The 20483-nt window shown below is 55.8% G+C and carries 21 protein-coding genes and 1 tRNA gene; 10 read left to right on the plus strand and 12 right to left on the minus strand.

Annotated elements, in window-relative coordinates:
• The first annotated feature begins 38 nt into the window (after positions 1-38).
• From lacG to ACESSC_RS03945, 3 genes are all read left to right on the plus strand, one after another.
• The gene (lacG, locus tag ACESSC_RS03935) at positions 39-1460 is read left to right on the plus strand and encodes a 6-phospho-beta-galactosidase (RefSeq protein ID WP_373161307.1); all 1422 of its coding nucleotides are present in this window, start codon (positions 39-41) and stop codon (positions 1458-1460) included.
• A gap of 378 nt (positions 1461-1838) precedes the next feature.
• Positions 1839-2105 (plus strand): type II toxin-antitoxin system Phd/YefM family antitoxin, encoded by a 267-nt coding sequence (locus tag ACESSC_RS03940; RefSeq protein ID WP_117564761.1) that lies wholly within the window; start codon positions 1839-1841, stop codon positions 2103-2105.
• Complete coding sequence (locus ACESSC_RS03945; RefSeq protein ID WP_373161309.1) at positions 2095-2400, plus strand: type II toxin-antitoxin system RelE/ParE family toxin; 306 nt, start codon at positions 2095-2097, stop codon at positions 2398-2400. Before ACESSC_RS03940 ends, ACESSC_RS03945 begins: the two co-directional genes overlap by 11 nt.
• 201 nt (positions 2401-2601) lie before the next feature.
• Here ACESSC_RS03945 and ACESSC_RS03950 read toward each other — a convergent pair whose 3' ends face one another.
• Positions 2602-2997, minus strand: coding sequence for a DeoR/GlpR family DNA-binding transcription regulator (locus ACESSC_RS03950; RefSeq protein ID WP_373161310.1), 396 nt, complete (start codon positions 2995-2997; stop codon positions 2602-2604).
• A gap of 162 nt (positions 2998-3159) precedes the next feature.
• Positions 3160-4854 (minus strand): PTS lactose transporter subunit IIBC, encoded by a 1695-nt coding sequence (locus ACESSC_RS03955; RefSeq protein ID WP_373161312.1) that lies wholly within the window; start codon positions 4852-4854, stop codon positions 3160-3162.
• A 378-nt stretch (positions 4855-5232) separates the two neighbouring features.
• Here ACESSC_RS03955 and ACESSC_RS03960 point away from each other — a divergent pair, with 378 nt between their 5' ends.
• Both ACESSC_RS03960 and ACESSC_RS03965 read left to right on the plus strand, forming a co-directional pair.
• The gene (locus ACESSC_RS03960; RefSeq protein ID WP_373161314.1) at positions 5233-6132 is read left to right on the plus strand and encodes a DUF7916 family protein; all 900 of its coding nucleotides are present in this window, start codon (positions 5233-5235) and stop codon (positions 6130-6132) included.
• 72 nt (positions 6133-6204) lie between these two features.
• Positions 6205-6924, plus strand: a complete 720-nt coding sequence (locus ACESSC_RS03965) for a GntR family transcriptional regulator (protein WP_373161316.1) — start codon at positions 6205-6207, stop codon at positions 6922-6924.
• A 432-nt stretch (positions 6925-7356) separates the two neighbouring features.
• Here the strand turns inward: ACESSC_RS03965 and ACESSC_RS03970 are convergent, their stop codons facing one another.
• Positions 7357-8121 (minus strand): DeoR/GlpR family DNA-binding transcription regulator, encoded by a 765-nt coding sequence (locus ACESSC_RS03970; protein WP_373161317.1) that lies wholly within the window; start codon positions 8119-8121, stop codon positions 7357-7359.
• A 206-nt stretch (positions 8122-8327) separates the two neighbouring features.
• On the opposite strand from ACESSC_RS03970, the gene ACESSC_RS03975 reads away from it, so the two are divergent.
• A complete protein-coding gene (locus ACESSC_RS03975) occupies positions 8328-9380 on the plus strand; it encodes an aldose epimerase family protein (RefSeq protein ID WP_373161318.1) in 1053 nt (350 codons plus the stop codon).
• A gap of 326 nt (positions 9381-9706) precedes the next feature.
• Here the strand turns inward: ACESSC_RS03975 and ACESSC_RS03980 are convergent, their stop codons facing one another.
• Positions 9707-10189, minus strand: coding sequence for a PTS sugar transporter subunit IIB (locus tag ACESSC_RS03980; RefSeq protein WP_373161319.1), 483 nt, complete (start codon positions 10187-10189; stop codon positions 9707-9709).
• Between the two features lie 207 nt (positions 10190-10396).
• Between ACESSC_RS03980 and ACESSC_RS03985 the strand changes: the two genes are divergently transcribed.
• The 3 genes from ACESSC_RS03985 to ACESSC_RS03995 all read left to right on the plus strand — a co-directional run bounded on the left by ACESSC_RS03985 (position 10397) and on the right by ACESSC_RS03995 (position 11619).
• A tRNA-Thr gene (locus tag ACESSC_RS03985) sits at positions 10397-10472 on the plus strand.
• 257 nt (positions 10473-10729) lie between these two features.
• Positions 10730-11239, plus strand: coding sequence for a hypothetical protein (locus ACESSC_RS03990; RefSeq protein ID WP_117736086.1), 510 nt, complete (start codon positions 10730-10732; stop codon positions 11237-11239).
• Positions 11240-11253: 14 nt separating this feature from the next.
• Entirely contained in the window at positions 11254-11619 is a 366-nt protein-coding gene (locus ACESSC_RS03995) for a hypothetical protein (RefSeq protein ID WP_373161320.1), read from the plus strand.
• Positions 11620-11754: 135 nt separating this feature from the next.
• Here ACESSC_RS03995 and ACESSC_RS04000 read toward each other — a convergent pair whose 3' ends face one another.
• The 3 genes from ACESSC_RS04000 to ACESSC_RS04010 form a co-directional block, all read right to left on the minus strand.
• Positions 11755-12228 (minus strand): NanQ anomerase/TabA/YiaL family protein, encoded by a 474-nt coding sequence (locus tag ACESSC_RS04000; RefSeq protein WP_117772916.1) that lies wholly within the window; start codon positions 12226-12228, stop codon positions 11755-11757.
• A 197-nt stretch (positions 12229-12425) separates the two neighbouring features.
• The gene (locus ACESSC_RS04005; RefSeq protein ID WP_055251199.1) at positions 12426-13361 is read right to left on the minus strand and encodes a hexose kinase; all 936 of its coding nucleotides are present in this window, start codon (positions 13359-13361) and stop codon (positions 12426-12428) included.
• Between the two features lie 59 nt (positions 13362-13420).
• Positions 13421-14302 carry an aldose 1-epimerase family protein gene (locus ACESSC_RS04010; protein ID WP_117847913.1) on the minus strand — a complete coding sequence of 294 codons (882 nt, stop codon included), beginning with the start codon at positions 14300-14302 and terminating at the stop codon, positions 13421-13423.
• 156 nt (positions 14303-14458) lie between these two features.
• Here ACESSC_RS04010 and ACESSC_RS04015 point away from each other — a divergent pair, with 156 nt between their 5' ends.
• Positions 14459-15043 carry a flavodoxin domain-containing protein gene (locus ACESSC_RS04015; RefSeq protein ID WP_225093927.1) on the plus strand — a complete coding sequence of 195 codons (585 nt, stop codon included), beginning with the start codon at positions 14459-14461 and terminating at the stop codon, positions 15041-15043.
• 75 nt (positions 15044-15118) lie between these two features.
• Here ACESSC_RS04015 and nagA read toward each other — a convergent pair whose 3' ends face one another.
• The 5 genes from nagA to ACESSC_RS04040 all read right to left on the minus strand — a co-directional run bounded on the left by nagA (position 15119) and on the right by ACESSC_RS04040 (position 20476).
• Positions 15119-16288 carry an N-acetylglucosamine-6-phosphate deacetylase gene (gene nagA / locus ACESSC_RS04020; protein WP_373161323.1) on the minus strand — a complete coding sequence of 390 codons (1170 nt, stop codon included), beginning with the start codon at positions 16286-16288 and terminating at the stop codon, positions 15119-15121.
• Between the two features lie 117 nt (positions 16289-16405).
• Positions 16406-17572, minus strand: a complete 1167-nt coding sequence (locus ACESSC_RS04025) for an AgaS family sugar isomerase (RefSeq protein WP_035137674.1) — start codon at positions 17570-17572, stop codon at positions 16406-16408.
• A 114-nt stretch (positions 17573-17686) separates the two neighbouring features.
• On the minus strand, positions 17687-18418 hold the full coding sequence (locus ACESSC_RS04030) for a GntR family transcriptional regulator (RefSeq protein ID WP_022094608.1): 732 nt from the start codon (positions 18416-18418) through the stop codon (positions 17687-17689).
• Between the two features lie 185 nt (positions 18419-18603).
• Complete coding sequence (locus ACESSC_RS04035; RefSeq protein ID WP_055251210.1) at positions 18604-19686, minus strand: PTS system mannose/fructose/sorbose family transporter subunit IID; 1083 nt, start codon at positions 19684-19686, stop codon at positions 18604-18606.
• A complete protein-coding gene (locus tag ACESSC_RS04040) occupies positions 19676-20476 on the minus strand; it encodes a PTS mannose/fructose/sorbose/N-acetylgalactosamine transporter subunit IIC (RefSeq protein ID WP_022094610.1) in 801 nt (266 codons plus the stop codon). Before ACESSC_RS04040 ends, ACESSC_RS04035 begins: the two co-directional genes overlap by 11 nt.
• Positions 20477-20483: the final 7 nt, after the last annotated feature.

Genomic DNA, 20483 nt, shown 5'->3' on the forward strand with positions numbered 1-20483 from the left:
CACCTCTCCCTATTCGTATCCCACAGAAAGGATGACTCATGACCAACCCCATGCAGTTCCCCGACGGCTTTGTGTTTGGCGGCGCCACCGCTGCTTACCAGGTTGAGGGCGAGACCCGCACACACGGCAAGGGCAAAGTGCCCTGGGACGATTTCCTGGCTGCCCAGGGTCGCTTCTCCCCCGATCCCGCAAGCGATTTCTACAACAAGTACCCGGTCGATATCGACCTGTGCCAGCGCTTCGGCATTAACGGCATTCGCGTCTCCATCGCCTGGAGCCGTATCTTCCCCAACGGCACCGGCGAGATTAACCCCGAGGGCGTCGCTTTCTATCACGAGCTTTTCGCCACCTGCAACAAAGCCGGCGTTATCCCCTATGTCACGCTCGATCACTTTGATACGCCCGAGGCCTTCTATCAGGACGGCGGCGAAGGCTTCCTGACGCGCACGACCATCGATGCCTTCGTCGAGTACGCCAAGTTCTGCTTTGCCGAGTTCACCGAGGTCAAGCACTGGTTCACGTTTAACGAGATTCCCGCGACCGCCGAGGGCAGCTTTATCGTCGGCAACTGGCCACACGGCGAGAAGTATCGCCTGGACAAGGCCTTCCAGCTTATGCACAACATGATGGTGGCCCACGCCAAGGCCGTCGTCGCCTTCCATGAGGGCGGCTTTGAGGGCGAGATCGGCATTGTCCAGAACCTGGAGCCCAAGTATCCCCTCGACCCCAACAACGCCGCCGACTGCGAGGCAGCTCGCATGGCCGACGTCATCAACAACCGCTGGGTACTCGACGCCACCTTCCGCGGCCACTATGCAGCCGACACCATGGAGGCTGCGACCAAGCTGGCCCATATCGCCGACGGCGAGCTCGACGTCCGCGACGAGGACATCGCCGCGCTGACCGCCGCGCTCCCCTATAACGATTGCCTGGGCGTCAACACCTACAAGTGCCAGTTCCTGCGTGCCGCCGAGGGCGAAAACGACATCAACCACAATGGCACCGGCGACAAGGGCTCCTCGCGCTGGTTCCTCAAGGGCGTTGGCGAGTCATGCGTGCGCAAAGGCGTTCCCACCACCGATTGGGACTGGATTATCTATCCCGAGGGCCTGTACGATCTGCTGCTGCGCATTAAGAACGATTACCCCAACTACAAGAAGATCTACATCACCGAGAACGGCATGGGCTATAAGGACGACTTTGAGGACGGCTTTATCGACGACGCCCCTCGTATCGACTACATGCGTCAGCATCTCGCATGGATCCTCAAGGCAATCGACGGCGGTGTAAACGTCGATGGCTACTTTGTGTGGTCGCTGCAGGACCAGTTCTCCTGGACCAACGGCTATAACAAGCGTTACGGCCTGTTCTACATCGACTTCGAGACCCAGAAGCGCTATCCCAAGGCGAGCGCGTACTGGTACAAGAACGTCGCGGAGACCGGCCTGCTCATGGCCTAACTATTACCGCATACCCCCTGTCGGCCGCATGAGAATCCCTCCACGGGTTCGCATGCGGCCTTTTTGTTTTTGGTGGGCCTGGGCAGGCCGTTTGTCTCGATCTGTAACATCTAGCCGAGTATTTAGGCCCTAGCTGTTACAGATCAAGACAAACAGAACGCCCGAGCAGAAATATCTCAATCTGTAACACGTAGCCCACTTTCGACCGTCTAACTGTTACAGATCGAGACAAACGCCACAGGTCAATCCCTTTAATCTCAATCTGTAACATCTAGCCGAGTTTTTTGATCCCAACTGTTACAGATTGAGACGATTCGACGGTATCGTCCGCATGGACACACCGTGGTACAATTGTGTCCCAACGCAAAGGAGGTACCCATGTCAGCTTGTGTGCCCGTCCGAGATATGAAGGACACTGCTGCATTCACTACGCTTGTTGAGTCTGAGCGCGATGTCACCGTAACTAAGAACGGCTACGAGGCCATGCACTGCATCAGCAGCGACCAGTATCGCCTCATGCAAGAAGAAATCGCCAAGGCAAAACTGCTGTCTCGTATGATGTTGGCAGAAGACGAAATATCGCAAGGCGACTACAGCGATTACGAATCCTTCGCGGCTTCGATACGAGACAAATATGACCTATAACGTCGTAATCCTCAAAAGCGCGCGATATGAGTACGAGAGTATTGTCGGATACCTTGCTCAAATCCTTAAGAATCCGCGTGCAGCAGGCAATTTTGTCGCTGAGTTTGAATATCAGCTTGATCTGCTTCGCGAGCAGCCGCTCCTACGTCCCCTCTCACACATGCAAGAGCTGGCGGCACGTAATTACCGATCATTTCCCGTCAACAACTACATGTGCCTTTACAAGTTTGAGCACGAAACAATCTATATCGCCCACATCTTTCATCAGTCACAGGACTACGCCCGCCTGGTCTAGCCCACAAGCTGAATACTTGGCCCGAGCGCATTTGCGTGTCATATCGCGTCACGTTGACGCGTAAAATGACGCGCAAATTTTTACGCGTCATCAAATTTGACGCACAAATGGTGTTTTTACTTATACGTGTCATTCTGCACGTCATATTGAAGCGATAATCCCCGCACCGGCAGGGGGCAGAAGTATCGCCTGCAGCGTTAGCTAGCAAATGACCTGTGTGTGTTCCTCAATGGCAGTGCGGTCCTCGGCGGTAATACCCGGCTCGCACACCACGGCGTTCAAATTGTCCAGGCGGCAGAAGGTGTAGAAGTCGCGCTTGACGATCTTGCTGGAGTCGGCAATCAGACAGCGCGAGTCGGCCTTGCTAAAGGCGAGCTGCTGGATGCGGCCCTCTTCCATGTTGGACGTGGACACGTCGCCGTCCAGAATGCCGTTGGCACCGATAAACGCCGTGTCAATCCCTAGTGCGCACAGGGTATCCTCGGCCGTAGGCCCCACAAAGGCGGCGGTGCGGCGGCGGTACATGCCGCCCACCAGGCACAGCTCGCAATCCTCGCGCGCCTCGAGCAGGCTAAAGGCCGAAAGCGAACTGGTCACATAGATGGAAGGCAGCTTGTCGGTGACTCAGAGAGCGCCAATGCGATCTCACGACGGTTGCGCTCATTGTCTCAATTAGATACTCAACGAAATACGGCCCCGCAGCTCAATAAGCTGCGGGGCCGTACTATACACCGACGAATCAACGACGGAGTGCATCCACTATTTGGCCAGCTCCTGAACGATCCAGTCAATTGCACCTTCGGGATCGTTGGTAAGGTCGATATACTGCTTGCCCCTTGTGGTGAGCAGTTTAATTCCAAGGCGATCGGTATCGGCCTTCATAGCGTCATAGTACATGCGTGCCTGGGGCGCCAGAACAATCACGTTGTACTGATTCATCGTCTCATAGTGGCTTCCGTACGCACCGGACTGAGAAACCAGATCAATACCCTTAGCAGCGGCACCTTCGCGAAGAGCATTTGCCAAGAGAGTCGAAGTGCCGGCACCCTGGCAAAGCACAAGCACGCGGATCTGCTCCGCCTTGCTCTTTACCGCCTCCAGAGCTTTTGCCGCATTTTCTTGTGCGGCAATAGCATCTGCATCCGAGGTTCCTGCAGCTTCCTTTGCGGACTCCTCCAAACAAAGCTGATGGTCATACGCCTTGCAGAACGGATAGTAAATCACAAAGTCAACGACCAACAGCACTGCCATCAATACAAGAGAACGTAGATCAAGACCTGTGGTGAGAAATGCACCGATTGGGCCGGGAAGCGCCCACGGCATGGTATACATGGGGGCGTTCATTCCAATGACGTCAATGAAAAACTTACCGATTATGGCGTTGACCATAGGAGCCGCTAGGAAGGGCACGAACATATAGGGATTGAGAACAATCGGCATACCGAAGAGAACGGGCTCGTTAACTCCAAAAATCACCGGGATAATCGATGCCTTGCCCATGGCTTTAAGCTGCTTGGAACGCATAAACATGATCAGGATAATAGGAACGATGAACGTGCAACCAGAACCGCCCAGACCGCCGATGAAGCTTGTAAAGTCCTGCGTGAGAGCAATTGACGGGTGTCCACCTGCTTGGAAAACCTCAAGATTGGTAACGGTATTGCCGTAGAGCGCAGCATTGATCGGACTCATGACAACCGAAGCACCGTGAATACCCATAAATTGGAAAAGTGCGACCGCGCCTTCGATAAGCGCCATGCCAGGATAGGTGTCGACCGCGGAGAACAGCGGCGAGATTAGAGCAGATACCAAATTGGCGAACGGCACAGCGAGCAGCGTACGGCTCGCGAGATCGATAACGGCGCACGCAATGATTGAAAACCCAAATGCAAAGATATCGCGAAAACTCTGTGCAATAGCGCCAGGGACCTCTTTGGGGAGCTTGATCGTCACATTATGGCTAATGCACACCTTATAGATATTAACGGTCAAGAACGCGGATACGAACGCAGCGAGAAAACCCTTGGTTCCCATATAGCCGGTTTCAAAAACAGATGTATCTGCTCCGCCAATCGAGACAACATCATTCGTCACCGATAGCAAGAACATGCCGCACATGGCACAAACCATGCACGAAGTGGGGTTGAGAGATTTGCCCGAAGGCATGCGGCGGTTCATCGACATGGCAAGTGAGCTCGCCGTGGTACCGGCCACCATAATGCCAAGAAGCCCCATGGTATATGCATAGATTTTATTAAAGAAATCCAGCACCTCAGACGGAAGCGTGATGCCTACATAGGCAGGGAGCGTCGAAAGAAGAAGGAACAGGCTCGAGAACAGCACGATTGGCATATTCGAGAGAAAGCCATCCTTAATCGCCACCAGATAAATGTTCCTTGAGATTTTGTCGAAGAGAGCCTGGTGTTTTTCAAGGAATTTGACGATAGCGTCCATAAAGCATCCTTTCATGATTGCCGGGCACACAACGATTTATCCGGACTCAACCGTCGTCGTCCCAGTTTGTATCCGCTTATCGTAAGTGAATACGTTCTCGTGCGAAATGTAATATCATTTGCGCGATTTGTCATAACCAATTCTTTTTCCGCTTTGTCGATATGTCAAGAATTCAAATACTTATTCGGTGAACGGTAGTTGCGTAATTTTAGATTTGTCCAGCTAAAGGCTATTTTTTCGGAGCATTACAATAAGTTTGTAACCGTTTACCGATTGGATATAACATATTAAATATATTGTTGTAACAATATTAGAGACAATGTCACAAGCCTGTCGTTCTAGTCAAAGGAAGTAACAATGCACAAACGATTGCTGAACATGTCCGCATCCGATTTTGCCGCCACGTCACCCATGGATCTAAAGCAGGCAATTCTGGCTTCCGAGGGACGTACCATCATGGCGGAAAACGTACCCTCTTCCCAATTTCTCGGCGGCGTTACTAATGCCGAAATCGAACGTGCCGCAGGTGCCGACCTGCTTCTGTTTAACGCGCTCGATGTGTTCAATCCAGTGATTGCCGGCATTCCAGATGAACTCACTGAAAACCCGGTCACTTGGGTGAAGCGAGCATGCGGAAGGCCCATTGGCGTCAATCTGGAGCCAGTTGATAACGAGGCAGAGATGTCTGAATCCCGTACGGAAATCCCCATGGGTCGTCGCGTCTCTCCCAAGACCTTAGAAAAGGCTAACGAACTCGGATTTGATTTTATCTGCCTGACGGGCAACCCTGGAACTGGCGTCTCCAACGATGCAATCGCCCATTCGATTAAACTCTCCAAAGAGCATTTCAATGGCCTGGTCATAGCCGGAAAAATGCATGGAGCGGGCGTTGCGGAACCTGTCATGACGCTCGAAATTGCGCGCAAGTTTGTTGACCTCGGCGTCGATATCCTTCTCGTGCCAGCCCCCTACACCGTCCCTTGCTTCCAAGAAGCAGACCTGCGCGCCATCGTAGACTTTGTACGATCCCACAACGTAGGCAAGTCAATTGAAGAGAAGGTTCTCGTCATGGCGGCGAACGGGACGAGTCAAGACTCCTGCGACAGCGAGACCATTAAGAAAATAGGCCTTGCAGCAAAAGCAGCCGGCGCTGACCTCCAACATATCGGGGACTCCATGAACGGTATTTGCCTGCCCCAGAATATCTTCACGCTCGGGCAAGCCCTTCGTGGATACAGGCATCAGATCGTCATGCTGAGCCGCTCTGTGATACGTTAAGGTTACCTTGCCCACGTTACATCCCGACTGAGGCAACCATCAGGTATAACCAACATGCAAACTGAGGCTCTAATGCTCGATACACACGAAAAACGGCCACTCTATTTACAGCTCACCGACGCGCTGCTCAAGCAGATCGTCGATGAATATCAAGCAGACGATAAACTTCCAACAGAAATGGAACTCTGCGATGAATACGCCGTAAGCAGAACAACCGTCCGACTTGCCATGAGTGAGCTGGAGCGTCGTGGAAGTATCTATCGAATCCAAGGTAAGGGATCGTTTGTTGCACCGAAACGCGTTAGCGAGCTCAATTCACTTTTAGACTTTGACTTTGCAAGCCATTGCGATGGCGTTGATCCGGATGCCATCACCAAACATTTCGGCGACCTCACATCAGGTCGTCCAATTTCCGTAATGATGCTCCAACAATTTGGATGTCAAAGTCGCGATGAAATTCAGCGTCTTGAATTGACCTACGAACTTGAAGGCAGCTTCATAGGCGCTGATACGTTCTTCATTTCAAAGTCGCGCGTTCCGAATAACCAGTTAGATTTTCAGGCATTTAGCAGAATCATGGACGACTTGTCCAAGTCTATCCAATCTGTTAGGGAAAGCTATAGAGCACGTCAGCTTAGCGATTCCGAAGCCAGTAATTATGGTGTTGCAAAACTTCCGGTCATCGAACTGACTCATTATGCTTACGACTCCGGAGGCAAACTAATCTCAATTGTCTGCCGCACCGTCTTAACTGGGCGAATCCCTTATCAAAACTTTATTTTCAAGTCCTAATGTTCTTTTTCTTTTGTCTCGATCTGTAACACGTAGCCGAGTTTTTAAGTCCTAACCGTTGCAGATCGAGACAAACAAGGTAGACCCCGCCGAATTGTCTCAATCGGTAACACTAGGACCGGTTTTGGACGTCTATATGTTACAGATTGAGATGAATGCGCAGGCCAATGCCCCCAATCTAAATCTGTAACATCTAGCTGAATTTAACGGTCCTAGCTGTTACAGATCGAGACAAACGGAATAGGTCGAGTCAAAAATCTCAATCTGTAACATCTGGTTGGTAATTTCACCCCTACCTGTTACAGGTTGAGGCGATTTGATAGTGGAGTCCTCATTTGCGCGTCATATCGCGTAGCGCTGACGCGCTGGTTTCCACAATGACAGGAGGTAAAAGTCCTCCCGCATCGCCTGCTGGCAATCCCGTAGCGTTAGCTAGCAGATGACCTGCGTGTGTTCCTCGATGGCGGCACGGTTCTCGGCGGCGATACCCGGTTCGCACACCACGGCGTCCAAGCTGTCCAGGCGGCAGAAGGTGTAGAAGTCGCGTTTGCCAATCTTGCTTGAATCGGCGATCAAGTAGCGCGAGTCTGCCTTGCTAAAGGCGAGCTGCTGGATACGGCCCTCGTCCATGTTGGACGTAGATACGTCGCCATCCAGAATGCCGTTGGCGCCGATAAACGCCGCGTCGATGCCCAACGCACGCAGGGTATCCTCGGCCGTTGGTCCCACAAAAGCGGCGGTGCGGCGACGGTACATACCGCCCACGAGGCACAGGTCGCAATCTTCGCGTGCCTCGAGCAGGTTAAACACCGAAAGCGAATTGGTCACGATACGCAGGCGAAATGCCGGCGGTATCGAAGCCATCTGCTCAACCGTGGTGCCCGTACCCAAAAAGATGGTCGAGCCTTCCTCGATAAGCTCCACAGCGCGGCGCGCGATTTGCATCTTTTCCTCGGCATGCTTAGTGCGCTTTTCGCTGTGCGAATACTCATGGCGCAACATAGCGTGGGGACGTCCCTGTGCACTACGGGCGCCGCCGTGCACGCGCTCGATCTCGCCCAGGCTCGCAAGTTCCTCAAGGTCGCGGCGAATCGTCATATCCGAAACGCCCAGCGCATCCGAAATCTCCTTGACCGAGACCGTGCCCTGCTCTTCGAGCAGCTGACGAACCTTATCCTGTCGCTCTGCCTTAATCACGATGAATCCTCGCCGTTCTTTGCGCGCATATCATTCAAACAGTAACGAACAAATTGTATCAGACTCGTGCGCGTCAAAAATGAATGCCCGCACAGCTCCAATCATCACTTTTTTGAGAAAAATACCCCCTGCTTTAGTGGGGTGTAGTGATAATCTCGCCTGTTCGCGCTACAGTTTGTCCGAAATACCTCGATGTTAGGAACCAAATGATCACTTCCGAGCTTTTCGGCACCGCGCCGTGCGGTACCCCCGTTCATCGTTACACCCTCAACGGGCCCGAGATCTGCGTTCGCATTATGGACTATGGCGCCACCGTGCTGGGTATCGATGTGCCTGACATTCCCGGCAACGTGCGCGATGTGGTACTGGGTTTCGATAAGCTCGAGGATTACTTTGACAACCCCGCCTGCTTTGGCGCGACCATCGGCCCCGTGGCAAACCGCACCGCGGGCGCCACGATCACCATCGACGGCACGGACTGGCATATGCCCGCCAACGAGGGCGCCAACAACCTACACAGCGATCTTGAGCACGGCCTGCATAAACGCGTGTGGGATGTTGAGCTCGACGAGGTCCATAACGCCGTGCGCATGACCACCTCGCTTAAGGATGGCGAGCTGGGCCTGCCCGGCAACCGAACCTTTACGGCTGTGTTTACCGTTACGCGCACCGGTGTCTTCCGCATCGAGTATGGTTGCGAGAGCGACCGCGCCACCTACGTGTCCATGACCAACCACACGTACTTTAACCTTGCCGGCCATAACGCCGGCATGGACTGTGAGCACTTCTTTGTTGCTAACGCTGCCCACTACCTGCCCATTAACGAGCAGAACATCCCCACCGGCGAGATTGCTCCGGTCGAAGGCACGCCATTCGACTTCCGCGAGCTGCGTCCTGTCGCGCCCGGCATGGAGGCCGACGACCCGCAGATTAAGCAGGCACGCGGCTACGATCACTGCCTGTGCATCGATGGCTATCAGTACGGCCGCAACCTGCGTCGCGCCCTGCATGTCGAGGAGATGTGGACCGGCCGCGAGCTGGACTACTACACCACCGCCCCGGGCGTGCAGCTCTACACCGGCAATTGGTTGGGTGACGAGCACGCCAAGGACGATGCCAACTACGGTTGGGGTGCCGGCTTTGCTCTCGAGGCCGAGATGTACCCCGACACGCCGCACCAGCCGCTGTTCCCGCAGGGCATCGTGGGCCCGGGTCACCCCTACAGCAATGTGATCGAGTACCACTTTATGAGGCACTAAACCCACAACGCGACATATCACACGGCAGCGCCCGCTGGCACCACCGCCGACGGGCGCTTTTTCATCTTTTGGGCTCATTTTCGCTGTGACTGTATGAGTGACATATCAAAACTATGCCCATTTACTACGTTTAGCCCGGGTTGCTCGACCATGCACCGGTTTTTGTTAAATTCGCGAGCCGTCTACCTGCGGTTTTGTTTTTCTCAAATTCGACATGCTCGGCGATAGCCAATCAAACGTAGTAAATGGACATAGTTTTTGACAGGCGGTATCGCGCGCGTCCCTCGCAAGGGCAAAATGATCCTTTTTCCTCCGCCCCCAGGAGATCACGTGAGCAGGTTCTCGATGGGATCGGGGTCGGAGCCGGGGAGATAACGGATTTCTAGCTCTATGCCGAGCTCTTGCAGCTCTTTGAAGGCGGCGACATCTGCGTCGTCTACGGCGACTGCGGGCGTTACGGGGTGCTTGCCCTCCCCTGCCCACATGTGACCTATGCTGATCTTGGTAATGGGCACACCGCCTTTAACCAGCGCGAGTGCATCGGCGGGTGAGGCCACCATAATCAGGATCCATTGGCGCGGCGTTGCGGTATGAATGATGTCGATGGTCCTTTGCACCGAGAAAAACCGTGTCCAAACGCCTTCTGGCGCCGCCACCCTCATGGGTGCCCATTGGCGCGAATCCGCCGCGATCTCATCGTTGACGATCAGGACGAGGTTGGAACCCACGGCTTCGTTCCACAGCCCAACGTCTTGCCCGTAAATGAAACGGTCGTCGATACGCGTGAGAAGGATCTTGGGTTGAGCCATGGCTGCCCCATTCTGTTTGAGACCCATACGAGCGGGACGTCGGCCACCAACTCAACAGCAGGTCAAGCGCCTAATGGACGCCGCAGACATCACGCCTCCAATATTAGTGCATTTAAAGTGAGAAAAGCCGTCAGAACACTTGCGCGGATTTGCGATGTCCCGTATCATAGACAGCCGTTGACGCCTCAGTTGCGTCACCACATGGCCGCCAGCGTAGCTCAGTTGGTAGAGCACCGCTCTCGTAAAGCGGGGGTCACCGGTTCGAGCCCGGTCGCTGGCTCCATTGCACAAGATAGCCGCCTCCGGGCGGCTTTTTTGTTGCCGATTTTGAGTGCGTGCGCGCCAATCCAAGCATCGCCACGTCAACAGCGGCCCACTCGCTGGACTTCGGGTTTAATGCTTGGGGGCGGGGATTTACCAAAGTGAAATCTTAATGAAAAGAAACCCAGCTGCAACAATTGCCATGGTGAGGGCTCGAATTGGCCATATAGATCTAAAATAGTCACAATATACAAATGTCGAGAGACGTTGGGGATATAGATGAAAAGAACTAAGGGTTTTCTTTTGTTGGTAATGATGCTGCTCGGACTGTTCTGCCTGAGTGGCCCTTCTTGGGCCGAGGCTGCCTGTCCTGAAGGTGAGCCTCAGCAGTCTTATACGGGCAGCCTGCTGATAACTGCTAAGGAGGGCGATGCCGACTCTCAGTCTGGGGTAAATCCCCTTGCCACTTTTGAGGGGGACGGCGGAACGGTCAAGCTTGACCATATTGGTAGCGGGATTTTGAGGTGGCAAGTTCTTCCGGACAAAATTGCGAACGATCCCTTCTCTTTTGCCGGAACGATATATCTATACAAGGTTGTGAGCGGAAAACAAAAATACGTCGATTGCTATCCGACAAACGGGTCTGGAATTGCATTCACCGGCATTTCGGGGCAGATTGATACACATGTACGAAAGGGAACCTATGTGGTGCGTTGGGTTGGAGCTGCTGCAGGCCCGATATGGATTGCGGTCTTGCGCCCCGATGTCCAAATAGGTTTCTCTCTCTAGACGGGAAGTTGCTCATGGACGCCATATATGACGGAGATGACTGGGTCGATCATTATACTTGGCGCCTGGTCGGCTCGAACGACAATGGGGATGTGGTGTTTGATGGACTATGTCCAAAGCATCTCCATCCTTTTGTCTCGTCGTTAATTGAGAGTTCCGCTCGTGTTGCCCCCTACAGCTCGGCATCGCTTCATGATACGGACGTTTTGAAGACCATAAAGGAATCAATTGACGAGGGCACGATGAGCGGCCCGCTGTTTTCTCGGCTTGTGGGGCTAGATGAGATTGGCTCGAAACGACTGCTTGCGGGCGAAAAAGTGGAACTCACTTATCGGTCGATGATTTCAATCCTGCGGCTAGCCGATGTTCTTCGCAAATAAATGAGGCTTCCCTATTCAAAAACCGAAAACCCCGCCAAACGTGATTCCCCTAGGGAAAGCACGTTTGGCGGGGTCCTAGCGTGATTCCCTTAGGGAAATCACACCATCAGACGAACAGCTCAGCCGAGCAGCGCGCTACTCCTCCCAGTAAGCATCTGCAAGCAGCTTAAAGCAAATCTTCTTGACCGGCTGCGCGCCATCGCCCTGGAACTCGAGCGTGGGCATGTGAGGCTCGCCGGCAACAAACAGCGCAAACTTGTCGTCAGCAAGATCGCCGGCGATCGAGGCGTCGGAATCGACCAGATCGTAGTCGTCCTTCTCGTCAAACTCCTGAACCAGCGTCAGGCTGCCCGTGGCAACCTTAAAGGCCTCGCGACCCTCGACGTCGATCTGCAGGTCGTGATAGCGCTGATGCGTCTCATAGTGAGCCTCGGCTTCGGGACGCGTCGTGGGAGCCATGACGTTCGCAAAGACCTTGTCGCCCAGAATCGGATGGCTGCCGACCTCGAGCTTCGCCGGATCGTTCTCCTCGAGCCAGTCGATCAGCACGTCGAGGCCCTTGAGCATTCCACGGTACTCCTCGATATCGCCCAATGCACCGTAAATCATCTAAATCCCCTCTCGGATCGTTTCTTTGGCGGCTACTCGGCAAACGCATTACCGACGCTGTTGCCACCCACATGCGTCTCGACCAGGGTAAGGTCGGGATTGAACACGACAGTGTCGGCGTCGCGCCCCGGCATAATGCTACTGCACTTGTCGTCGACATGAGCTGGCAACCGATGCCGGGGCCGCAGCACAAGCTCCTACAGCTCGGTCACGACAACGCCGTTGTAAACCTCGTCCCAACGATCCATAACCAAGTGGCCAGTCATGGGATCCATGGCATTGAGCTTGCCGCAGGTGTTGGCGGTACGCAGCACCGTCTCGTCGTCGGCTCCGGCAGCAATCGCATGTGCGAAGCCGGCAATGGTCGAATCGCCAGAGCCCGTAGCGTTAACGGCGGGGATATCGGGGGTCTTGGCGCGGAACGCACGGCCGTTATGGAAACCAACGGAGCCGGCAGCGCCCATGGATACGACGACCCAGGGGATATCGGAGAAGCGGGCGTCAGAGGCGAGCGCGGAACGGAGCTCGTCCACATCGTCGGTGGTAAAGCTCGTGCCCAGAAGGCCGTTAATTTCGGTCAGGTTAGGCTTAACCAGCTCAGGCTTGACCTCGGACTTGAGCGCAGCCTCGAGCGAGGCGCCCGAGGTATCGAGCAGCACCTTGGCGCCGGCGTTCTCTGCAATGCCCGTGATCTTAGCGTAGTAGTCCGCCTCGACGCCGCGGGGCAGCGAACCCGAGATGGTAACGACATCGGCCTTGCTCGCAAGCTCGGCGAACTTGGCGGTAAAGGCATCGAGCTCCTCGGGGGCAATCGTCGGGCCGCTCTCGAGCAGCTCGGTCTGGTTGCCGGCGTGGAGGATGTTGAGACAAATGCGAGTCTCGCCCTTGATGGGCACAAAATCATTCTTAATGCCGTTAGCATCCATGAGCTCGGCCATATAGGCGCCCATATGACCACCAAGCAAGCCGGTTGCCACGACATCGTCGCCCAGCTGGCCCAGGACGCGGGCCACGTTGAGGCCCTTACCGCCGGCGGTCTTTTCGGGCGTCACGCGGTTGACGTCGTCGATAATGAGCTCATCGAGCTGATAGCGCGTATCGACGGACGGGTTCATCGTAACGGTGAGGATCATTTCTAGCTCCTTATCTCGCAGGCTCCTTATGCCTTGCAAAACGAATTGGCTACATGCGACTACAGAATCTCGATTGTGAACGAGCGCACGATGGTTTCTTTGGGCTTGGCGATAAGGCAGCCGCGCTTGTGCTCAAGCACGTCGTCCTCATCGGAGCAGGTCGAAAGACCGCCCCAGGGCTCAACTGCCACAAAATCACCCTCGGGCTTGCTCCACACAATGAGGTACGGGAAGCCCTCAAAGCTCAGGCGAACACCCTTGTCCTCGCCCTTTTTGGAAAGCGTGACCTGACGGCTCTCGAGCACGTCAAAGATGGTCTCCGCAAAATCGAAGAGCTCATGTGACAGAGGCAGCGTCTTTCCCACCATGGGGTTCTTGGAGCGGTTGGTCACGTCAATCAAGCCAGTCGAGGGGACGGCAGCGCAAAGCTCAGCAGCCTCGTCTTTCTCAAAACGCAACTCGTAGTCCGTATAGGCCTCGCCCTCATCGAGCGGGCACCTAAAGCCGGGGTGTCCACCGATAAAGAAAGGCATGTCCTCGGTGCCCTCGTTGGTAACCTCATAGGAGACGCGCACGGCGGCGTCCTCGAGCGTATAGCGGGCGACAAGCTTAAACGGATACGGATAATCGCTCAGCAGCGCGGCGTTATCCTCCGAAGCCAGGCACATCGCCAGCTCGTTCTCGCTCTGGCTCAGCAGCTTCCACTCCTGTTTGCGCGCAAACCCATGGCGGGCGAGCTTCACATGATGTCCGGCAAACGTCATGGCGCTGTTATCGCGCAAACCTCCGCAAATCGGGAAGCAAATCGGTGCCTGGCCGGACCACACGGCGGGATCGCCCTGCCACAAGTACTCGCGACCTCCAGCCTCAATCGAGGTAAACGAACCACCGGCCGTGGAGACCTTGATAGAAATCGAATCGTTGGAGAGAGCGTATTCCATTGTCCATCCTTTCGAACAACTGCTTTTTGCTCGCAAGAACCCGTCTCGGCCCTGACCAAAGGACAAACCCGCACGTTCATCGATGCGTCCGGTTTCCCAGCCATGCAACGGGGTACCATACAGACATTGATGCAATTACAGCTGAAAGGCCTTCTTATGCGAACCATCATCCTTTATGCCTCACACCACCACGGCAATACGAAAAAGCTCGTGGACGCCATCGTCGAGGCGCACCCCGAGATCGATACCCTCGACGTGAAGTCACTCGGTAAAAACGAGTACCCCGACCTGCACGAATACCATCTGATCGGTGTCGCCACGGGCATCTATTACTCCGAGATCGACAAGGACATGGCACGCGTGCTCACGAACGTGCTGCAGCCGCAGGACAAGGTGTTTGGCCTTATGACCTACGGTGGCAAAAACAAGTGGTACGGCAAGGATATCGATGGCATCTGCCGCATGAGGCAGGCCATCTTTATGGGCGTCTACGGCTGTCCCGGCTTTGATACGTGGGGGCCGTTCAAACTCACCGGCGGCGTCCAGAAGGGACACCCGACCGCTGAGGAAATTAAGGGCGCCGTCGACTTCTTCGACAAGATCGAAGACGAGTATGGCGACATCATCGTCGAAGAGTACGCCAAGCGCGAGAAGCGTCTAGCATACGAAAAGGAGCATCCCGCGGGGGGTCTTGTGGCCGGCGTCAAGCGCACGGCAAAGAAGATCGTTAACAAGCTGTAACTGTTAAGGTGCTTTTGAGCGTTTAACCCATACGGCGGGTCCGAGCAGATTCGGGCCCGCCGTCTTTTTCTATCGTTAATCGGTAAAGGCGTTGCCGACGCTCTGGCCGCCAACATACGTCTCGACGAGGGTGAGCTCATGGTCGAACACGACAAAGTCGGCGTCGCGACCCGGCATGATGCTGCCGCACTTATCCTCGATGTGCGCAGAGCGAGCCGGCACCTCGGTTGCCATGCGAATGGCGATATCTGCGCTGGCGATGCCCCAGTCGACGATGTTCTTGACGCCCTGGGCAAGCGTGAGCACCGAGCCGGCAATGCTCTTGCCGTCGGCGAGCCAGCACAGGTTGTCCTTCATGATGACGTCCATGCCACCACTGGTGTAGCTGCCCTCGGGCATGCCGCCGCAGCCAAGGCAGTCGGTGATGAGTACCGTATGCTGCCAGCCCTTTGCCTGCAGCAGCGCCTTGATGGCGGCAGGGTTCACGTGCTTGCCGTCACAGATGATCTCGGCGTAGGTCTCGGGCGTGGACATGGCAGCGCCCACGACACCGGGCTCACGGTGATGCAGTCCGCGCTGGCCGTTATAGGTATGCGTAAAGCAGCTGGCACCGGCGTTGATGGCGGCGATGCACTCATCGTAGGTGGCGTCGGAGTGACCGATACTGGTCACCACACCCTTGGCGTTCAGAGCAGCCGCATAAGCAGCGGCGCCATCGCGCTCGGCAGCCATGGCGCTCTTAACGATGCGACCGCCCGCAGCCTCCTGCCACTGATCGAAGACCTCCTCGGAGGGATCGATAAGATAAGCGGGGTTCTGCGCGCCCACGTGCTTCATGGTAAAGAAGGGCCCCTCCAGGTAGATGCCCTGAATGCGAGCACCGCAGAAATCGGGGCCGCGACCCTCGTCCGCCTGGGCGATGGCGGCGCAGGCATCCTTGATCTGCTCGACGCCATCGGTGAACGTCGTGGGCAGCCAGCTGGTGGTACCGCGACGGGCGAGCTCGGTTGAGCTGATATCGATGCCCTCGGGATCGTTATCGGTAGTTGAGTGGTTGTAGAAGCCATGGATGTGAGTATCGACCATACCCGGTGCGATCCACGATCCCGTGTAGTCCTTAATCTCGCAAGAGGGCTCGTCGGCCTGCCAGGCGCCAAAAACGCCATCCTCGACCATAAGATAGCCGCCCAGTTGCGGGCCTGCCGGCAAGAAGAACTTGTCAGCCTTAATTGCGTACGTGCTCATATGCACTCCTCGCTTCTAAAGCAGTTGACTGTGGTAATGCTTATACCCAGCTCACGTAAAACAAAAAGCGCCCGCCCGCCGTTATGAGCGGACGGGCGCCCTTACAGGGGGACGCGATTAAGCGGTGAAGGGGTGAATCGTCACGCCCTTAACCACGCGGTTGACCGTGCCGGTGGGGCTCGGCGTATCGGGCGTATTGCCCACGCGGACGGAGTTGAGCAGGCTGATAGCCTGGGCAAACATCACGAACGGCAGAGCAAGGTAACCCTCGGGAAGTGCCTCGTAGCCCTTAAAGGTGAAGGACTCACCCTCATAGACGGTGGCACCTTCCTGCTGAACGGCGATGGTGTGCTGAGCGATCTCGTCGCCACCGATCTCGTTGAGGATGTCGATGTCGTACTGACGGGTGTAGGCGTCGTTGTTGACGAACACGAAGACGAGCGTCTTATCGTCGACGAAGGACTTAGGTCCGTGACGATAGCCCATGGAGGTGTCGTAGGAAGTAGCGACCAGACCGTGAGCGAGCTCGAGGATCTTGAGCTGGCTCTCCTGAGCAAGGCCACCGAAGGAGCCAGAACCCAAGTAGGTCACGCGGTTGAAATCGCCAGCCAGGTAATCGGCGATCTCGGGCTCACGGGAGATGACCTCCTCGCCCATCTTGGCAATCGTCTCGACCCACTCGGCCTTCTGCTCGTCAGAGGCAGTGTCGAAAATAAGGGTGGAGAGCAGGGTCATGCAGGAATAAGAACCGGTCATGGCGAAGCCCTTGTCGTTGGCGCGCGGAATGAGCAGCGTCAGCGCATTGGGATCATCGGCAGACTCGACGGCAAGCTTGCCCTCGGGAGCGCAGGTGATGTTGAGGAACTTGACGTTGTGGACGAGCTCCTTGGCAACGGCAACGGCGGCAAGGCTCTCGGGGCTGTTGCCAGAGCGGGCAAAGGAAACCACGAGCGTGGGATCCTCGGCGCGCAGGAAGTCGCGCGGGGCGCTCACGATGTCGGTCGTGGCGATGGGCTTAAAGTCGTAGAGATCAGTGTTGCCAGCGTGACGCAGGTACGGGGCGCAGGTATCGCCAACGTAGTCGGACGTACCGGCACCGGTGAAGACAACGGACAGACGACCCTCGCCCATAGCGCGAGCCTCGGCCAGGAAGGCCTCGATGGCCTCCTTGTTCTCGCGATAGATGTTGAGCGTATCACGCCAAAGCTCGGGCTGCTGAGCAATCTCGGCCGTGGTGATCTGGGCGCCGAGCTCGGTGAGCTCCTCGACACTCTTCTCGAACATTTCTAATACCTCTCTCTAGAAGTAATCCTCTGACGTGCAATTATACACTTCGGTTGGTTATCTGGTAGTAACCAGTTAAATGCAAAGAATCACCATATGGAAACGATGCGAGCACTAGTTACTGCGCTGGTGGTAAACCTTGTATTTAAACTGATCGGCACGAGCAACCGAAAGTGTGTACTCCACTACCTCGTTTGACTCGTTATACGTAGTCCTGACCAAATCGAGCACAGGCGAGCCCTCGACAATTCCCAAAAGGTGGGCATCGGTGGGACGGGCTATGCTCGCATAGAACTCCTCTTCGGCCACGCGAATCTTTTGCTGAAAGTCCTGCTCAATCACATCGTAAAGCGGCTTACGCTCCAGCAGCGGTCGCTTTAGGGACAGAAATTGACGAACCGGTAGATAGCTGCGTTCGACCATCATGGGCATGTTGTCGGCAGAACGAAGGCGCTTGAGCTTAAAAATGCGATCACCGATGCGCAATCCCATATGCTCGGCCAGATTCTTATCGGCCTCCATCTCGCAAAACTCGAGAATCGTGGTCTCGGGTTCTCGACCCATCGCGCGCATCTGCTCGGTAAAGCTGTAGGACTGCATAAGATTGGTTGCTTTTGCCGAACGGTCGGTCACAAAGGTACCGCGACCGTGCTGCCGAACCACCAGTCCTAAACGCTCCAGTTCCTGCAGAGCCAGGCGTACCGTAGTGCGCGAGAGACCATAGCGCTCCGAAAGTTCGCGCTCGGAAGGAATCATGTCACCGGCGCGATATTCATGGTCAATCTTTTCGGTCAGAATATCGACCAGCTGATCGTACAGCGGTTGCTTACGCGCTCCGATCGCCATCCTATCCTCCCTTTTGCTCGAATTCGGCTAACTACCTAGGGTGTTATGCATTATCTGTCTGCCACACCCGAATCATTAAGAAAACAAAAGCCGCGCGCTCTTTCGAGCACGCGGCTTTTAACATACACATGGCTTAAGGGGTCGGGGTGTGAGCCGCGTAGGGACACACCCCTCAAGCTAGAGCCTTACCAGATGCTCGGCCAGAGACCAAGCGGGCCAGCGCCCAGGATGCCAAGGACGAAGAGCAGGAGAATGCCCTTGGTCGGGGTCCAGCTGTGCTTAGCGAACATGTAGTAAAGCAGCAGCGTAAGCATAAGCGGGACGAGCTTCGGGACGATGGTGTTGAGGGTGTCGGCAACAGAGAAGTTGACCGGATCCTCGGTAACGGTGCCGTAGGTCACGGACTCCATGCCGTTACCCAGATCGGTGACGCCGCACTCGACAGCGTTGCCGTCGGCATCGGAAGCGGTAAGGGCGTTGCCGTCCTTATCGGTCATGGCGATGGTACCGGCCTCAGCGGTCTCGGTATCGATGCCCTCCATACCGGTGAAGTTCTCGGCCTCCTTCTCGGAGACGATCACGGTAGTAGCGGAGAGACCACGGGTGGTGCCGTTGGGGATCTGGAGGTTGATCTGGGTGCCACCCATGGTGACGACCAGGCAACCGACGACGAAGACGCCCATGATGGAAGCGGCACGCGTGAAGGCCTGCATGTTGGCGGTCAGAGCGTCAATAGCGCTGGTGCCAAGCTTGTAGGACCAGTTCATGAGCCAGAAGCGCAGAGCGAACTGGACGACGTTGAAGATCACCAGGAAGATGATCGGTGCAGCGGCGTTGCCGTTGATGGCCATGTTGGAGGTGATGCCGGCCGTGATAGGCACGAGCGTCAGCCAGAACAGGGCGTCACCGATACCACCGAGCGGGCCCATTGCGGCGACGCGGACGGCGCGGATCGTGGGGATGTCAACCTTGTTCTGCTCGAGCGAAAGCACGATGCCCATAACAAAGGTGACAAGGAACGGGTGGGTGTTGAAGAACTCCAGGTTGTGGCTCATGGAAGCCGCGAGGTCGTTCTTGTTGGTGTGGATCTTCTCCAGACCGGGGATGATGGAGTAAAGCCAGCCAGCGGCCTGCATGCGCTCGTAGTTGAACGATGCCTGCAGGAAGCAGGAGCGCCAAGCCATCTTGTTGAGGGTCTTCTGGTCGAGCTGCGGAGCAGGAGTGAGATCCTCGTAGTGCTCCGGGATCACATACTCATTAGATGCCATCTTCGAAGTCACCTCCGTCAGAAACAGCTGCACCCTTCAGCTCGGTCTGCTGCTGGAAGTCCCAGAAAGCGATGCCGAAGCCGATGAGAGCGAGGATGAGCAGAGCAGGGGTTGCCAGCGAATCGTTGGCAACGGTGATGAGCGCGAGGCCAAAGCCCATGAGGAAGAAGCCCCACATATCGCGGTTCATCATAACCTTGAGCAGGACGGCGAAGCCGACGAAGCGCATCATGCCGCCTGCAGCGGAGAGACCGGTCTGCAGCCAAGTCGGGATGGCAGAAGCGATGGTCTGACCGATGGTAGCGCCAGCGATGAAGAACAGGGTGACGACGACAGCGAAGATCAGGCCGAGCAGAGCCATGGCGAAGTAGTTCAGGCGCTCGATGCCCTTGGTGTCCGCGTTGTGAGCCATGTTATCGGCCGTGGACATAAGCGGGGACATAAGCGTGAAGACCAGGGTAACGCCAAGCTGGCCAAGCAGAGCGAACGGAATGGCGAGGCCGACTGCCGCGTTGGGCTCGAGGCCCGTGGCGATAGCGAGAATGGCTGCCATGATGCCGCCGATGACGGCGTTAGGCGGCTGAGCGCCTCCGATCGGCATGTTGCCGATCGTCATGAGCTGATAGGTACCACCCACGAGAAGACCGGTGTTGAGGTCGCCAAGGATAAGACCGATGACGGCGCCGGTGACGATGGGCTGATAGAGAGACTCGAGGAAGTCAAACTGGTCGATTGCCGCGATGAACGTGACGACGAAGACCAGAGCGATCTGGATGATCGAGTATTCCATCTTGCTC

This window comes from Collinsella aerofaciens, assembly GCF_964243765.1.
GTDB classification, from domain to species: Bacteria; Actinomycetota; Coriobacteriia; order Coriobacteriales; family Coriobacteriaceae; genus Collinsella; species Collinsella aerofaciens_BU.

What these genes read in the sequence shown, in the direction of transcription:
- ACESSC_RS03960 (WP_373161314.1), top strand. Translation starts at nt 5,233, where the DNA reads ATGTCCGCATCCGATTTTGCCGCCACGTCACCCATGGATCTAAAGCAG.
- ACESSC_RS03980 (WP_373161319.1), bottom strand. Translation starts at nt 10,189, where the DNA reads ATGGCTCAACCCAAGATCCTTCTCACGCGTATCGACGACCGTTTCATT.
- ACESSC_RS04015 (WP_225093927.1), top strand. Translation starts at nt 14,459, where the DNA reads ATGCGAACCATCATCCTTTATGCCTCACACCACCACGGCAATACGAAA.
- ACESSC_RS04030 (WP_022094608.1), bottom strand. Translation starts at nt 18,418, where the DNA reads ATGGCGATCGGAGCGCGTAAGCAACCGCTGTACGATCAGCTGGTCGAT.
- ACESSC_RS03945 (WP_373161309.1), top strand. Translation starts at nt 2,095, where the DNA reads ATGACCTATAACGTCGTAATCCTCAAAAGCGCGCGATATGAGTACGAG.
- lacG (WP_373161307.1), top strand. Translation starts at nt 39, where the DNA reads ATGACCAACCCCATGCAGTTCCCCGACGGCTTTGTGTTTGGCGGCGCC.
- nagA (WP_373161323.1), bottom strand. Translation starts at nt 16,288, where the DNA reads ATGAGCACGTACGCAATTAAGGCTGACAAGTTCTTCTTGCCGGCAGGC.
- ACESSC_RS04035 (WP_055251210.1), bottom strand. Translation starts at nt 19,686, where the DNA reads ATGGCATCTAATGAGTATGTGATCCCGGAGCACTACGAGGATCTCACT.
- ACESSC_RS04005 (WP_055251199.1), bottom strand. Translation starts at nt 13,361, where the DNA reads ATGATCCTCACCGTTACGATGAACCCGTCCGTCGATACGCGCTATCAG.
- ACESSC_RS03940 (WP_117564761.1), top strand. Translation starts at nt 1,839, where the DNA reads ATGTCAGCTTGTGTGCCCGTCCGAGATATGAAGGACACTGCTGCATTC.
- ACESSC_RS03955 (WP_373161312.1), bottom strand. Translation starts at nt 4,854, where the DNA reads ATGGACGCTATCGTCAAATTCCTTGAAAAACACCAGGCTCTCTTCGAC.
- ACESSC_RS03995 (WP_373161320.1), top strand. Translation starts at nt 11,254, where the DNA reads ATGGACGCCATATATGACGGAGATGACTGGGTCGATCATTATACTTGG.
- ACESSC_RS04025 (WP_035137674.1), bottom strand. Translation starts at nt 17,572, where the DNA reads ATGTTCGAGAAGAGTGTCGAGGAGCTCACCGAGCTCGGCGCCCAGATC.
- ACESSC_RS04040 (WP_022094610.1), bottom strand. Translation starts at nt 20,476, where the DNA reads ATGGAATACTCGATCATCCAGATCGCTCTGGTCTTCGTCGTCACGTTC.
- ACESSC_RS04000 (WP_117772916.1), bottom strand. Translation starts at nt 12,228, where the DNA reads ATGATTTACGGTGCATTGGGCGATATCGAGGAGTACCGTGGAATGCTC.
- ACESSC_RS03965 (WP_373161316.1), top strand. Translation starts at nt 6,205, where the DNA reads ATGCTCGATACACACGAAAAACGGCCACTCTATTTACAGCTCACCGAC.
- ACESSC_RS03975 (WP_373161318.1), top strand. Translation starts at nt 8,328, where the DNA reads ATGATCACTTCCGAGCTTTTCGGCACCGCGCCGTGCGGTACCCCCGTT.
- ACESSC_RS03990 (WP_117736086.1), top strand. Translation starts at nt 10,730, where the DNA reads ATGAAAAGAACTAAGGGTTTTCTTTTGTTGGTAATGATGCTGCTCGGA.
- ACESSC_RS04010 (WP_117847913.1), bottom strand. Translation starts at nt 14,302, where the DNA reads ATGGAATACGCTCTCTCCAACGATTCGATTTCTATCAAGGTCTCCACG.